The organism is Streptomonospora nanhaiensis (assembly GCF_026642255.1).
GTDB classification, from domain to species: domain Bacteria; phylum Actinomycetota; class Actinomycetes; order Streptosporangiales; family Streptosporangiaceae; genus Nocardiopsis; species Nocardiopsis tropica.
Genome location: NZ_CP113264.1, coordinates 1,299,462 through 1,312,396, shown reverse-complemented (window position 1 = coordinate 1,312,396; position 12,935 = coordinate 1,299,462). Strand labels below are relative to the sequence as shown.

12 protein-coding genes are annotated in these 12,935 nt (G+C 71.5%); 8 read left to right on the top strand and 4 right to left on the bottom strand.

Features of this window, described 5'->3' with window-relative positions:
* Positions 1–188: 188 nt before the first annotated feature.
* Entirely contained in the window at positions 189–1,856 is a 1,668-nt protein-coding gene (locus OUQ99_RS05835) for an ABC transporter substrate-binding protein (protein ID WP_267948401.1), read from the bottom strand.
* Between the two features lie 345 nt (positions 1,857–2,201).
* Here OUQ99_RS05835 and OUQ99_RS05830 point away from each other — a divergent pair, with 345 nt between their 5' ends.
* Complete coding sequence (locus OUQ99_RS05830; protein WP_267948400.1) at positions 2,202–2,603, top strand: hypothetical protein; 402 nt, start codon at positions 2,202–2,204, stop codon at positions 2,601–2,603.
* A 76-nt stretch (positions 2,604–2,679) separates the two neighbouring features.
* Here OUQ99_RS05830 and OUQ99_RS05825 read toward each other — a convergent pair whose 3' ends face one another.
* Entirely contained in the window at positions 2,680–3,195 is a 516-nt protein-coding gene (locus OUQ99_RS05825) for a gluconokinase (protein WP_267948399.1), read from the bottom strand.
* A gap of 138 nt (positions 3,196–3,333) precedes the next feature.
* On the opposite strand from OUQ99_RS05825, the gene OUQ99_RS05820 reads away from it, so the two are divergent.
* Positions 3,334–4,050 (top strand): FadR/GntR family transcriptional regulator, encoded by a 717-nt coding sequence (locus tag OUQ99_RS05820; RefSeq protein ID WP_267948398.1) that lies wholly within the window; start codon positions 3,334–3,336, stop codon positions 4,048–4,050.
* Positions 4,051–4,084: 34 nt separating this feature from the next.
* Here the strand turns inward: OUQ99_RS05820 and OUQ99_RS05815 are convergent, their stop codons facing one another.
* Complete coding sequence (locus tag OUQ99_RS05815; protein ID WP_267948397.1) at positions 4,085–5,461, bottom strand: GntP family permease; 1,377 nt, start codon at positions 5,459–5,461, stop codon at positions 4,085–4,087.
* A 478-nt stretch (positions 5,462–5,939) separates the two neighbouring features.
* Between OUQ99_RS05815 and OUQ99_RS05810 the strand changes: the two genes are divergently transcribed.
* The 6 genes from OUQ99_RS05810 to OUQ99_RS05785 all read left to right on the top strand — a co-directional run bounded on the left by OUQ99_RS05810 (position 5,940) and on the right by OUQ99_RS05785 (position 11,853).
* Entirely contained in the window at positions 5,940–6,572 is a 633-nt protein-coding gene (locus tag OUQ99_RS05810; protein WP_267948396.1) for a DJ-1/PfpI family protein, read from the top strand.
* Positions 6,573–6,574: 2 nt separating this feature from the next.
* Positions 6,575–7,030 carry a MarR family winged helix-turn-helix transcriptional regulator gene (locus OUQ99_RS05805; protein ID WP_267948395.1) on the top strand — a complete coding sequence of 152 codons (456 nt, stop codon included), beginning with the start codon at positions 6,575–6,577 and terminating at the stop codon, positions 7,028–7,030.
* 145 nt (positions 7,031–7,175) lie between these two features.
* Positions 7,176–8,180, top strand: a complete 1,005-nt coding sequence (locus OUQ99_RS05800) for a threonine aldolase family protein (RefSeq protein WP_267948394.1) — start codon at positions 7,176–7,178, stop codon at positions 8,178–8,180.
* A 149-nt stretch (positions 8,181–8,329) separates the two neighbouring features.
* Positions 8,330–9,121 (top strand): IclR family transcriptional regulator, encoded by a 792-nt coding sequence (locus tag OUQ99_RS05795; RefSeq protein ID WP_267948393.1) that lies wholly within the window; start codon positions 8,330–8,332, stop codon positions 9,119–9,121.
* 265 nt (positions 9,122–9,386) lie between these two features.
* Positions 9,387–10,883: a glycerol kinase GlpK gene (glpK, locus tag OUQ99_RS05790; protein ID WP_267948392.1), complete on the top strand. Its 1,497-nt coding sequence runs from the start codon at positions 9,387–9,389 to the stop codon at positions 10,881–10,883.
* A gap of 220 nt (positions 10,884–11,103) precedes the next feature.
* A complete protein-coding gene (locus tag OUQ99_RS05785; RefSeq protein WP_267948391.1) occupies positions 11,104–11,853 on the top strand; it encodes an MIP/aquaporin family protein in 750 nt (249 codons plus the stop codon).
* A 125-nt stretch (positions 11,854–11,978) separates the two neighbouring features.
* Here the strand turns inward: OUQ99_RS05785 and OUQ99_RS05780 are convergent, their stop codons facing one another.
* Positions 11,979–12,821 (bottom strand): helix-turn-helix domain-containing protein, encoded by an 843-nt coding sequence (locus tag OUQ99_RS05780; protein ID WP_267948390.1) that lies wholly within the window; start codon positions 12,819–12,821, stop codon positions 11,979–11,981.
* Positions 12,822–12,935 lie beyond the last annotated feature (114 nt).

Sequence of the window (12,935 nt, the reverse complement as noted above, 5' to 3'; positions counted from 1 at the left end):
GTGCGGGGATCCGGCCTCCGGAGGCGGAGGCGGCGGCCGGACGGCCCCACGGGCTTCCATGGGGCGTTCTCCCGGTGGCGGCCGGCCCGCGCGGTGCGGGCGGCGGCCCCGGACTGGCCGCGGGCCCGACCGGCCGGTGAGGGCCGGTCGGGCCCCGGTCCCCTCCCCCTGTCAGGGGGCGGGGCGGGCTACTGCCAGGAGGCCTCGAAGAACTTCTCCTGGGTCAGCGGGCTGACCTGGGGAGGGTTGACGTTCTCGGCGAAGGCGATGGACGGCGGGGAGCTGGAGAGGGGCAGACCGGGCAGGATCTCCATGATCTGCTCGTTCAGGTCCTGGTAGGCGGCGACGCGCTCCTCGTTGTCCGGGTTGCTGCTGGCCTCGGCCATGGCGTCGAACAGCTCGGGCTCGTCCATGCCCCAGGCGTCGTTCTGGGTCGAGAACCAGGTGCCGATGAAGTTGTAGGCGTCGTTGTAGTCGCCGGTCCAGCCGAGCAGGTACATCGAGCAGTTCCCGCTGTCGGTCTGCGGGACGTACTCGGTCCACTCGAAGGACTTGGCCTCGACCGTGACGCCGACCTCCTCCAGGTCCGAGACGATGACGTCGAAGATGTCGCGCGGCGCGGGCATGTAGGGGCGGGTGACCTCCGTGGGGTAGCAGAAGTCGACCTCCAGGTCCTCCTGCCCCGCGTCGGCGAGCATCTCCCTGGCCAGGTCCGGGTCGTAGTCGTAGGTCTGGACGTCGGGGGACCAGCCGTCGAGGGTGTCGGGGTGGAACTGGGTCGCCACCTCGCCGCCCTCGGGGAGGATGGTGTCGACGATGCGCTGGCGGTTGACCGCGTGCGAGAGCGCCTGCCGGACCTCCAGGTCGGCGAGGGCCTCGTTGGTCTCCTGCTGGTAGGCCAGGTAGAGGACGTTGAACACGTCCCGGGTGGGCACCTGGAATCCGGCCTCCTCCAGGGGCTCCACGTCGGCGGGGGCGACGAGGTCGTAGCCGTGGATGTCCCCGGCCTCCAGCGCCTGGCGGCGGGCGGTCTCGTCCGGGATGGCCCGCAGGATCATGGTCTCGAAGCCGGCCTCCGTGCCCCAGTAGTCGCCGAAGCGGGAGAGGGTGACCTCGGCCTGGTCGCGGTTCCACTCCTCCACGGTGAACGGGCCGGTGCCGGCGACGGTGCCCACGTTCTGGGTGTAGTCGGGCAGCGAGTAGTTGCCCTCCTCCCCGGTGATCTCCTCGTCGGCGATGGCCTCCAGCGTGGTGGGGCTCATGATGCCGAACGCGGCGAGGCTGAACCCGCCGGGGAAGATCGAGGAGTACTCCGAGATCGTGATGACCGCGGTCAGGTCGTCCTCGGCCTCACAGGAGACGTAGCGGGACTCGGGGGTGTCCTCGCTCTCGTTCTCCGCGAAACCGCCGAAGACCGTCTGCCAGTAGTACGAGTTGTTGGAACTCTGCCAGGCGCCGGTCAGATTGTGCCACCGGTCGAAGTTGGCGCACACCGCCTCGGCGGTCAATTCGTCGCCGTCGTGGAACTGCACGTTGTCGCGGAGGTTGAAGGTCCAGACGGTTCCGTCTTCCGACTGTTCCCAGGTCTCGGCGAGTCCGCCGACGATCTCGCTCCCACCTGATTCGTGGTCGAGAAGGGTTTCGAAGACCTGGCGGCTGTAACGGAAGGTTTCCCCGTCACTGGTGAGGAAGGGGTCGAGGGTCCTGATGTCGCCTGCGGAGGCGAAGACGAACGGGGCGGATTCGTCTGTGCCGCCGCCCTCGCGCGTGCTCTCCGCGCACGCTGTCGCCACCAGCGTGAGCGCCGCCGCGGTGGCCACGAGGGCCAGCGGCTTTCGGGAAGACTTCGTGAACATGGTCCACCTCAATGTGGGGCGGGGGTATGAGGCCCGAGATCGATTGAGTGGACCCTAGACCGGGGGGAGACCGGCAGGGAAGGTAGACGGCTGGGTATTAATACAACCGTTTCAGATCTGTGCCGTGATCCATAGGCGCGTTTTGGCGTGCGCGCTGTCCAACGGACACCCATTACCACGGGAGGCCGCCGTGACGACACCCGTCCCGCTTTCCCCGGGGCTCCCGTGGAATTGCGGAACGCATTAACCGATCATCGGATGAATTAACGTATGCGACACGAAGTCCGCATCGGGACGTTGGTCCCCGATACTCGGACGCCCCCTCGGCAGCCCTATGATCTCCGGATGACCACACCCCTTGACGACGCGGCCCTGACCGCGTTCCTCGAAGGCCAGGAGACCGCCTGGCTCGCCGAGCAGCTCATGCTGATCGCCGACGAGGACCCCATCACCAGGATCCGGCTGACCGGGGCCGCCGGCTCCGAGAGCGCCGTGGACGACGCCCGCGCGGCCGTCCTCTCCGCGGTCGCCGACCACCGCCCGGATGAGGCCGCCGAGGACTCCGACGACGACGCCCTGCACCGGGTGCTCGACCTGCTCGACGACCTCGCCGACTACGGTTTCGAGGACGAGACCTCCGACATCGCCGACGAGGCGCGCGAGATCTACCTGACCCGCCACGGGGAGGACGACAGCGAGCACCTGGCGCGCCTGCACTCCCTCGCGGACGCCGAGGACGAGGAGTAGGAGGCCCCGGAGCGGGGCGGGGGCCCGTGCGCCCCGGCCCCGCTCCCCCGGCCCCGCGGGCGGGTCCTCCCGCCCGTCAGGCGTCCGCCGCCCGCATGCACTCGCCGACGTACTCCAGCGCCTGCTCCGTGAGGGTGTCGACGTCGCTCCGCACGTCGAACTCGCGGCCGGGCTCGTCCGGGCCCAGCCTCTCCAGGGTGGCCAGCTGCGACTCCAGCAGGGCGGGCGGCATGAAGTGGTCGGCCCTGGCCGCCATCCGCTCCAGGATCACCTCGGCGGGCCCCTGCATGTGCAGGAAGCACACCCCGGGCGCCCCTTCGCGCAGGACGTCGCGGTACTCGCGCCTGAGCGCCGAACACGCCATCACCGTCGACTCCCCGAGGGCGTCGTGCGCCGAGATCCACGCCGCCAGGTCGCGCAGCCAGGGCCACCGGTCGTCGTCCGTCAGGGGGACGCCGGCCGCCATCTTCTCGATGTTGGCCCTGGGGTGGAAGGCGTCCGCCTCGGCGAACGGCAGACCGAGGCGCTTCGCCACGTACTCGGCGACGGTGGTCTTGCCGCTTCCGGCGACGCCCATGAAGACAAAGTGCATGGTCTCTCCGTGTCCTGGTGCTCCTGCGGGGACGCAAGCGCCACCACTAATAGTGATATCAATCAATCCGGCTAGGCTTCAGGCTGGAACCCGGCCGGTTGTGGCCGGACCGGACGAGCGCGGAGCACAGGGAGCACGATGGGCACCGACCACCGCACGCTGCACAACCGGGTGCTGGCGGTCCTCGGGCCCGCGATCGCCGCGGACGAGTACGCGACCGGCCACACGTTCACGCTCCAGGGGCTCGAGCAGGACTTCGGGGTCTCCCGGACCGTGGCGCGCGAGGCCGTACGCGTCCTGGAGTCGATGCGCCTCGTGGTCAGCCGCCCGCGCACCGGGATCCGGGTGCGGCCCCGGCGCGACTGGAGCGTCTTCGACCCCCAGCTGATCCGCTGGCGCCTGGCCGGTCCGGGACGTATGGAGCAGCTGCGCTCGCTCAACGAGCTGCGCGCCGCCGTCGAGCCCGGGGCCGCCGCGCTCGCCGCCGCGCGGGGCGGCGAGGAGGAGCGGGCCCAGCTGGTGGTGGTGGCCGACCAGATGGTCCTCACCGGTCGGGCCGGGGACCTCGCGACCTTCCTCGAGCTCGACATCACCTTCCACCGCCGCATCCTGGAGCTCTCCGAGAACGAGATGCTCGTCGGGCTGGCGCAGGTGGTGGCCGAGGTCCTCGTCGGCCGGACCTCCTACGACCTGATGCCGCGCAACCCGCGCCCGGAGGCGCTGCGGCTGCACAAGACCGTCGCCCAGGCCATCCGGGACGGCCTCCCCGACGTGGCCGAGGCCGCGATGCGGTCCATCGTCACCGAGGTCTCGGACGCCCTGGAGCACGACCCGAAGGCGTACCCGGCCCCCTGAGGGGCGGGCGGGCCGGAGCCCGCCCGCCCGCGCGTCACAGCACCAGGCTGAGCCCGAAGGCGAGACCGAACCCGATGAAGCCGATGAGGGTCTCCATGACGGTCCAGGTCTTGAGCGTGGTCTTGACGTCCATGCCGAGGAAGCGCCCGACCAGCCAGAAGCCGGAGTCGTTGACGTGCGACAGGGCCGTGGCGCCCGAGGCGATCGCGATGACGATCAGCGCCAGGTCGATGGAGGTCAGCCCCGGCGCCGCCTGCACGGCCGGGGCGATGAGCCCCGCGGCGGTGGTGATGGCGACGGTCGCCGACCCCTGCGCGACGCGGAGGGCGAGGGCGATGACGAAGGCGGCGACGATCACCGGCAGGCCCGTGGCCTCCAGCGAGCCGGCCAGCGCGTCGCCGATGCCGCTGGTGCGCAGCACCATGCCGAACATGCCGCCGGCGCCGGTGATGAGGATGATGGCGCAGACGGGGCCGAGCGCCCCTCCGACGATCTCCTCGACCCTCTGACGGGTGAAGCGGCCCCGGCGGAGCACCGTCATGGCGACGAGCACGGTGATGAGCAGGGCGATCGGGGTCTGGCCGATCAGCTGGAAGGCTTGTACCCACAGGGCGTCCGCGGCAACGGTACCGGTGGCGGCGAAGGCGGAGACGCCGGTGTTGGCGAAGATCAGCACCATCGGCAGCAGGAGGATGCCCAGGACCGTGGCCAGGTGCGGCGGGTCGTCGTGCTTGACGGTGCCGTCGGACATGACGTCGTCGGGGACCGGGATCTCGAAGCGCTTGCCCGCCCAGAGCCCGTACAGGTAGCTGGAGAGGTACCAGGTCGGGATCGCCAGGAGGAGGCCGACCAGCAGGGTCAGGCCCATGTCCGCGCCGACCTCCACGGCGGCGGTCACTGGGCCGGGGTGCGGGGGCACGAAGGCGTGCATGACCGCGAAGGCGCCCGCGGTGGGCAGGGTGTAGGTCAGGACCGACCCGCCGACGCGCCGGGCCACGCTGAAGACGATCGGCAGCATGACGATGAGGCCGACGTCGAAGAACAGCGGGAAGCCGAACAGCAGCGAGGACACACCGAGGGCGAGCGGGGCGCGCTTCTCCCCGAAGAGCCTGATGAGCGCCCCCGCCAGCACCGCGGCGCCGCCGGTGATCTCCAGCAGGCGCCCGATCATGACGCCGAGGCCGACCAGGAGGGCGACGTTGGCGAGCGTGCCACCGAAGCCGTCCAGGAGGGTCGGCATGACCCCGGAGACCGGGATGCCGGCGGCGAGGGCGGTCAGGACGCTGACCAGGACGAGCGCGATGAACGCGTGCATCCTGAAGCGGATGATGAGGAACAGCAGGAGCGCGATGGCGCCCGCCGCGATCCCGAGGAGCGGACCCGTCCCGTAGACGGGCTCGAAGTTCTCCACGACGGAGCCTTCCAGTGGACTGATGGGGTGGCACACGACCGCAGCATGAAACGGCCTTGACCTGCGCTTGAAACAGGTCTCGGCAATGGTAATACCATTTGTGAGCTTCTGTGAACCACCCGTGCGGTTCTGTTACTCCCGCGAGACACACGTCACCCCGCCCGCGGACCCTCCCCGCCCGCCCGGGTGGGAGCACACCCCCTCCCGGAAGCCCCGCCGCACGGCGAACCCTTGCCAAACTCCCCCCGCCCGGGTAGGAGTTCCTGGCCGGGACGCCCCCGATTCGCCCGGACAAACCGCCATTCCCCATCCCCACCGGGACGAACCTCCCCGAAGGTCCGGTGACATGCCCGCATTGCGGGCCGCCCGAAAACGGTGGCCGCACAGACGGGGACGGCGGCGCCCCACCCCGGGACCCCACCCCGGCCAGGCGTCCGATTCCATTGACAGCATCCTGTCGAAATGACAGCATGTTGTCATGAGTGCAGAGAACAGGAAGACCGTTCACCTCGCCGTCTACGACGACCTCGCCGACTGGGAGATCGGCCACGCGGTGGCCACCATCCGCGGTGGCGAATGGCAGCACGACCCGGGCCGCTACGACGTGGTCACCGTCGGCCTCAGCGGCGCGCCCGTCACGACCATGGGCGGGATCACGGTCCTCCCCGACCTCGCGCTGCCCCAGCTGGTGCCCTCCGCCAGCTCCATGCTGATCCTGCCCGGCGCCTCGGGCTGGGACGCCGACCCGGAGGCGCTCGCGCCCTTCGCGTCCGCCGCGGGGATCTTCCTCGACGCCGGGGTGCCGGTCGCCGCCATCTGCGGCGCCACCGCAGGGCTCGCCCGCGAGGGCCTGCTCGACTACCGCGACCACACCAGCGCCGCGCCCGAGTACCTTCTCGGCACCGGATACGCGGGCACCGGCCGCTACCGCTCCGAGCTCACCGTCTCCGACGGCGGCCTCATCACGGCCGGTCCCACCGCGCCCCTCGAGTTCGCCCGCGCGATCTTCGCCGCCCTCCACCTCTTCACGCCCCGCGTCCTCGACGCCTGGTACAGGCTGCACGCCCGGCACGACCCCGACGCCTACCACGTCCTGCTGGAGGGGTCCTGAGCATGGCGTCGACCGCCGACAGACACTCCGAGCTGTTCACCGGCACGGCGCTCACCGTCTTCCGCCTCAACGGGCAGCTCCTCTCGGTGGCGGAGGAACTGGCCCGCTCGGCCGGTCTGACCGCGGCCCGCTGGCAGGTGCTCGGCGCCGTGACCGACGAGCCCCTGCCGGTGTCGGCGGTGGCCCGCAGGTTCGGCACCACCCGGCAGAGCGTCCAGCGCATCGCCGACCTGCTGGTGGAGAGGAGGCTGGCCGAGTACCGCCCCAACCCGGCGCACAGCCGGGCCAAGCTGCTCGCGCCCACCGAGGAGGGCCTGGAGGCCCTGCGGCGGATCGACCCGGACCACGGCAGGGTCGCCGACGCCCTGGTCGCCGAACTGGGGGAGGACGGCGCCGAGCGCGCCCTGGAGTCCCTGCACCGGCTCTCCCGGGCCCTGGACCGGCTCGGGGAGGGGTGAGGGCGGGGCAGTATCGTCCCTTCCACGGCCCGTCCGGCGCGCCCCGCCGGGCCGGCCCGCCGTCCGTGCCCCGGGTGCCGCGCGCCCGGGGCACGCCTCCGTCCCCGCGGACCGGGGGCGCCGCACCCAGCCGAAGGAAGCCGCCATGATCGACCTGCGCTCCGACACCCTCACCCGCCCCACCCCCGCCATGCGCCGGGCCATCGCCGAGGCGGAGGTCGGCGACGACGTGTGGGGGGAGGACCCGACCGTCCGAGCCCTGGAGGAGGAGACCGCGGACCTGCTCGGCAAGGAGGCCGCGCTGTACGTGCCCTCGGGGCACATGGCCAACCAGCTGGGCCTGTACGTGTCCACCCGCAGCGGCGACGAGGTCTGGGCACACGAGCACCACCACCTCATCGGCGACGAGCAGGGCGCCACCGCGGTGCTGGCCCGCGCCCTCCCCCGGCTGTACTCCGACGGGATCTTCCCCACCGACGAACTGCTGGAGTCGTGGATCGCCGGCCGCGGCGACGTCCACCGGGCCGAGCCCGCCCTGGTGTGGCTGGAGAACACGTTCACCGGGCGGGTGGTCCCGCTCGCCGAGCAGGCACGGGTGACGGGGTTCGCGCACCGGCACGGGCTGCGCGCCCACCTGGACGGCGCCCGGCTGTGGAACGCGGCCGCCTTTCTCGGCACGGCCCCCTCCGCGGTCGCCGACGGGTTCGACACCGTCTCCGTGTGCTTCTCCAAGGGGCTGGGCGCCCCGGTGGGATCGGCCCTGGCCGGCGACGCCGACACGGTGGCGCGCGCCCGGCGCGGGCGCAAGCTGCTCGGCGCGGGGATGCGCCAGGCGGGCGTCATCGCCGCCGGGGCTCTGTACGCGCTGCGCCACCACAGGGAGCGGATGGCCGAGGACCACGAGCGGGCCGCCGTCCTGGCCGCGCGGATCACCGAGCTGTCCGGGCTGCCCGCCCTGGCGCAGACCAACATGGTGCTGGTGCGGACCCCGGCCGGGGAGGCCCGCCGGTACGCCGAGGCCTTCTCGCGCCACGGTGTCACGGGGCTGGGCAGCGGCGCGTCGATCCGCCTCGTGGTGCACCTGGAGATCACCGACCGCGACGTCGAGGACGCGGCCCGGAGGATCGCCGAGGCCGTCGAGGAGCTGTGACCTCACCCTCGGCCCAGGTCGGGGCGGGACGGGCGGCTACACTGGCCCGATCCCGCATGCCGCCGGACGACCGTTCCCCTGCCGGGCATCACATCGCGTAGTAGCATTTCGCGTATGACATTGTCGTACTAGAGAGTGGTAGCACCTCAATGCCGGGAAGAATCCAGTCGATCGAACGCGCGGCGGCCATCCTCCGGATCCTGGCCACCGGCGCCCGGGGGCTGAGCCTGGCGGAGATCTCCCGGTCACTGGAGCTGCCCAAGGGCACCGCCCTCGGGATCCTGCGCACCCTCCAGCACGTGGGGTTCGTCGAGCAGGACCCCGAGTCCGGCCGCTACCGCCTGGGCGGGGGCATGCTCAGCCTGGGCACCCGCTACCTGGACGGCAACGAGCTGCGCACCCGGGCCCTGAACTGGGCCGACAGCCTGGCCTCCCGCAGCGGTGAGAGCGTGCGCATCGGCACCCTGCACAAGCACCAGGTGCTGGTGGTGCACCACGTGTTCCGCCCGGACGCCTCGCGCCAGACGCTCGACGTGGGCACCCTGCTCCCCCTGCACGCCACCGCCATCGGCCGGGTGCTGATGGCCTTCGACCCCCTGGCCGTGCCCGAGGAGGACGCGGACGCCGTCGAGGCGGGCGGGGCGGTGACCCTGCCGTCGTTCACCCGGCACACCGTGACCTCCCCCGCCGTCCTGGAGCGGCTGCTGGACGAGGTCCGCGAGAACGGCTGGGCCTGGGAGGTCGAGGAACTCGTCGACGGAGAGGTGTCGATCGCCGCGCCCATCCGCGACCGGCGCGGCACCACGGTCGGCGCCATAGGCGTCCGCGGCGCCGTCGAGCGCCTGCGCGGCGAGGAGGGCCGGCCCGACATGGAGCAGGTCTCGTACGTGCGCGACGCCGCGAGGGCCATCTCGCGGGACCTGGGCGTCACCCCGTACTGAGCGCGTCCCGCCGCGCCCCGGCCCGGCCGCCCCGCGCCGGTTCCGCGCGGTGGCTTCCGTGAGCCGCCCCTTCCCTGGCACCGTTGCCCGGCAGGCTGCGTGACCCACGCGACACGATTGCGTCACACGGCCTTGACATGGGAAGGAAGAACGGATGAAACTAACGCCTACCCATGCGTCAATGTCGTACAACGTGCGGGGATAACCCGTGTGCGTGTGTGTCCGGCCCCCATCCCGAGCCCTCCACCTTGAAGGCGAGCAACCGATGAGTCAGCAGTACGTCGCCGCGATCGACCAGGGCACCACGTCGAGCCGCTGCATCCTCTTCGACCGGGACGGACGCATCGTCTCCGTCGACCAACGCGAGCACAGGCAGATCTTCCCCCAACCGGGGTGGGTCGAGCACGACGCCGAGGAGATCTGGACCAACGTCGAGGTGGTCGTCCAGGAGGCCCTGGAGAAGAGCGACATCACGCCCGACCAGGTCGCCGCCGTCGGCATCACCAACCAGCGCGAGACCACCGTGGTGTGGGACCGGGAGACCGGCAAGCCCGTCCACAACGCCATCGTCTGGCAGGACACCCGCACCGACGACCTGATCCGCGCACTGGCCGCGGACGGCGGCCAGGACCGGTTCCGCGAGAGGTCCGGCCTTCCGCTGGCCACCTACTTCTCCGGCCCCAAGCTGCGCTGGCTGCTCGACAACGTGGACGGGCTCCGCGAACGGGCCGAACGGGGCGAGGTCCTGTTCGGCACCATGGACACCTGGATCATCTGGAACCTGACCGGCCGCCACGTCACCGACGTGACCAACGCGAGCCGCACCATGCTCATGAACCTGGCCACCCTGGAGTGGGACCCCGAGATCCTCGACGCACTGGGCATCCCGGCGGCCGTGCTGCCGGAGATCCGCTCGTCCTCGGAGGTCTACGGCGAGGCCCGCGGCTACCTGGAGGGCACCCCCGTCGCGTCCGCTCTCGGCGACCAGCACGCCGCCCTGTTCGGCCAGACCTGCTTCGACCCGGGCGACGTCAAGGGCACCTACGGCACCGGCACGTTCCTGGTCATGAACACCGGCACCGAGCCGGTGACCTCACAGAACGGCCTGCTCACCACGCTCGGCTACAAGCTCGGCGACGAACCGGCCGTGTACGCCCTGGAGGGCTCGATCGCGGTCACGGGGTCGCTGGTGCAGTGGCTGCGCGACAACCTCGGCCTGATCTCGACCGCTCCGGAGATCGAGACGCTGGCCCGCACCGTGGACGACAACGGCGGCTGCTACATCGTGCCGGCGTTCTCCGGCCTGTTCGCCCCGCACTGGCGCAGCGACGCCCGGGGCGTGATGGCGGGCCTGACCGGGTACGTCACCAAGGGCCACATCGCGCGCGCCGTCCTGGAGGCCACCGCGTGGCAGACCCGCGAGGTCGTCGACGCGATGAACGCCGACTCGCGGATCGACCTGACGACGCTCAAGGTGGACGGCGGCATGACCGCCGACAACCTGCTCATGCAGATCCTGTCCGACGTCCTGGACGCCGAGGTCGTACGGCCGATGGTCGCCGAGACCACCTGTCTCGGCGCCGCCTACGCCGCGGGGCTGGCGGTGGGCTACTGGCCCGACGTGGAGACTCTGCGCGCCAACTGGCACAAGGCGGCCGAGTGGAACCCGGAGATGGAGCCCGCCGTCCGCGATCGCGAATACCACAACTGGAACAAGGCCGTGCGACGCACCCTGGACTGGGTCGAGCACGAGGAAGCGTAGGCCGGGGCAGGGCCCCGTCCGAACGACCGCCGCCCAGGGGCGCCACGGCTGCCACCTGCTCCCCTGGGAGGCGGTACAGGGGGCGCGACCGCGCCCCCGTCCCATCTCCATCCTGTGACGGGTGTGTCTGATTATGCCCGCGTCCGGCGTGCGGTCGCGCCCCGCGAGCACACCTGACCTCCCGTGACCCGGCTGCCCCTCACCGGGGCGGAGGTCCTCCATGGTGTACCTGGCAGAGTTCGTCGGAACGGCGATCCTCATCCTGCTCGGCGGCGGTGTCGTCGCCGGAGTCTCCCTCGCCCGATCGAAGGCCCTCAACGGGGGCTGGATCGTGGTCACGTTCGGCTGGGGCATGGCGGTCGCGATGGCCGTCTACGTCGTCGGTTCCACGAGCGGCGCGCACATCAACCCCGCGGTGACCCTCGGCCTGGCCAGCATCGGCGAGTTCGCCTGGGCCCAGGTGCCCGGCTACATGCTGGCCCAGCTGGGCGGCGCGTTCACCGGCGCCGTCCTGGTCTACCTGGCCTACTTCGCGCACTGGAAGGTGACCGACGACCCGGAGGCCAAGCTGGGCGTGTTCAGCACCTCCCCCGGCGTGCGCAACCCGGTCGCCAACCTCGTCACCGAGATCATCGGCACCGCGATGCTGCTCCTGGGCGTGCTCGGGATCGGCGCGAACTCGGGCTTCGTCTCCGAGGGGGACGTGGACCTGGGCGGCCTGTTCACCAACGGCATCGCGCCGCTGATGATCGGCCTGCTCGTGCTCGCGATCGGCCTGTCCCTGGGCGGGCCGACGGGCTACGCCATCAACCCCGCCCGCGACCTGGGTCCGCGCCTGGCGCACGCGCTGCTGCCGATCCCGGGCAAGGGCGGATCGGACTGGGGCTACTCCTGGATCCCGGTCGTCGGCCCGCTCGTGGGCGGTGTGATCGGCGCGTGGATCTGGAAGCTGACCGGGTTCGGGGTCTGACCGCCCCGGCCCGCGGTGGAACGGGGGCGCCCGGCGTTCGCGCCGGGCGCCCCCGTCCGCGTCCGCCCGACCGCCCCACCGCCCCGGAGGACGGGAGCCGGTGCTCGGCACGCGGGCCCGACCTCCTAGGCCCCGAGGTGGACCTCACGGAGGTAGTCGAGGGTCTCCCCCGGGCGGAGGGCGACCAGTCGGAGGTGGTTGAGGATGTTCTGGTAGCGCACCACCTCGTCGGGCTCCTCCAGGTAGATGCCGTCGGTGTCGGTCTCCAGGTAGACGACCATCGGGTCGATGGGCTCGGGGAACTCCATGATCACGAAGGGGCCGCCGGCACCGGGGTTGAGCTTGGCCGCCAGGGTCATCTGGACGGTGACGTGGGGGCGCTCCGCCATCTCCACGATGTGCGCCACCTGGGCCCGCTTGGCGTCGGGGAAGTCCCGGAGCCTCAGCAGCGCCCCCTCGTCGAAGACCGCGTACAGCTCCGGCGGGTCCTCGTCGTCCAGAATGCGCTGGCGGGTCATCTTGGCGTCCGTCACCCTGCGGATGTCCTGGGGGTTGGCCATCCCGGCCAGGGCCGTCACCCGCATGTACTCGGGCACCTGGAGAAGGCCCGGCACGACGATCGGCTGCCAGGTGGTGATGGAGCTCGCCTCGGTCTCGAAGCCGACGTAGCGCGCGGCGAGGACGTCCCGGTAGCGGCTCCACCAGCCCCGTTCGAGGGCCTGGCGGCACAGGTTGAGGATCTCGTCGTACTCCTGGCCGGGCCCGACCCCGAAGGCGTCCAGGACGGCTCGGACCTCGCTGAGTCTGGGGCGCTTCTTCACGCCGGACTCGATGTTGGAGTAGGTGGACTTGGACAGGCCCGAGGCGGCGGCGGCCTCTTCGCTGGTCTTCCTCGCGGCCAGCCGCAGCCGCCGGAGTTCGGCGGAGAGGCGGCGGCGCCGGATCGTGGGTGAGTACCTGGTCGCCATGATGCCCCAATCGTAGGACTCGGGATGTCCCTCCGGTGGGGCAATCCGGGGAACCCGGGGTCCGAAACCGCGCCCGGCCCCGGAATCCCGCACCGGGCCCCGCGGGCCCGGTCC

Excerpts from the sequence above, each read along its gene's own strand:
- OUQ99_RS05795 (WP_267948393.1), top strand. The coding sequence starts at position 8,330 with ATGCCGGGAAGAATCCAGTCGATCGAACGCGCGGCGGCCATCCTCCGG.
- glpK (WP_267948392.1), top strand. The coding sequence starts at position 9,387 with ATGAGTCAGCAGTACGTCGCCGCGATCGACCAGGGCACCACGTCGAGC.
- OUQ99_RS05835 (WP_267948401.1), bottom strand. The coding sequence starts at position 1,856 with ATGTTCACGAAGTCTTCCCGAAAGCCGCTGGCCCTCGTGGCCACCGCG.
- OUQ99_RS05825 (WP_267948399.1), bottom strand. The coding sequence starts at position 3,195 with ATGCACTTTGTCTTCATGGGCGTCGCCGGAAGCGGCAAGACCACCGTC.
- OUQ99_RS05780 (WP_267948390.1), bottom strand. The coding sequence starts at position 12,821 with ATGGCGACCAGGTACTCACCCACGATCCGGCGCCGCCGCCTCTCCGCC.
- OUQ99_RS05800 (WP_267948394.1), top strand. The coding sequence starts at position 7,176 with ATGATCGACCTGCGCTCCGACACCCTCACCCGCCCCACCCCCGCCATG.
- OUQ99_RS05820 (WP_267948398.1), top strand. The coding sequence starts at position 3,334 with ATGGGCACCGACCACCGCACGCTGCACAACCGGGTGCTGGCGGTCCTC.
- OUQ99_RS05810 (WP_267948396.1), top strand. The coding sequence starts at position 5,940 with ATGAGTGCAGAGAACAGGAAGACCGTTCACCTCGCCGTCTACGACGAC.
- OUQ99_RS05805 (WP_267948395.1), top strand. The coding sequence starts at position 6,575 with ATGGCGTCGACCGCCGACAGACACTCCGAGCTGTTCACCGGCACGGCG.
- OUQ99_RS05830 (WP_267948400.1), top strand. The coding sequence starts at position 2,202 with ATGACCACACCCCTTGACGACGCGGCCCTGACCGCGTTCCTCGAAGGC.
- OUQ99_RS05785 (WP_267948391.1), top strand. The coding sequence starts at position 11,104 with ATGGTGTACCTGGCAGAGTTCGTCGGAACGGCGATCCTCATCCTGCTC.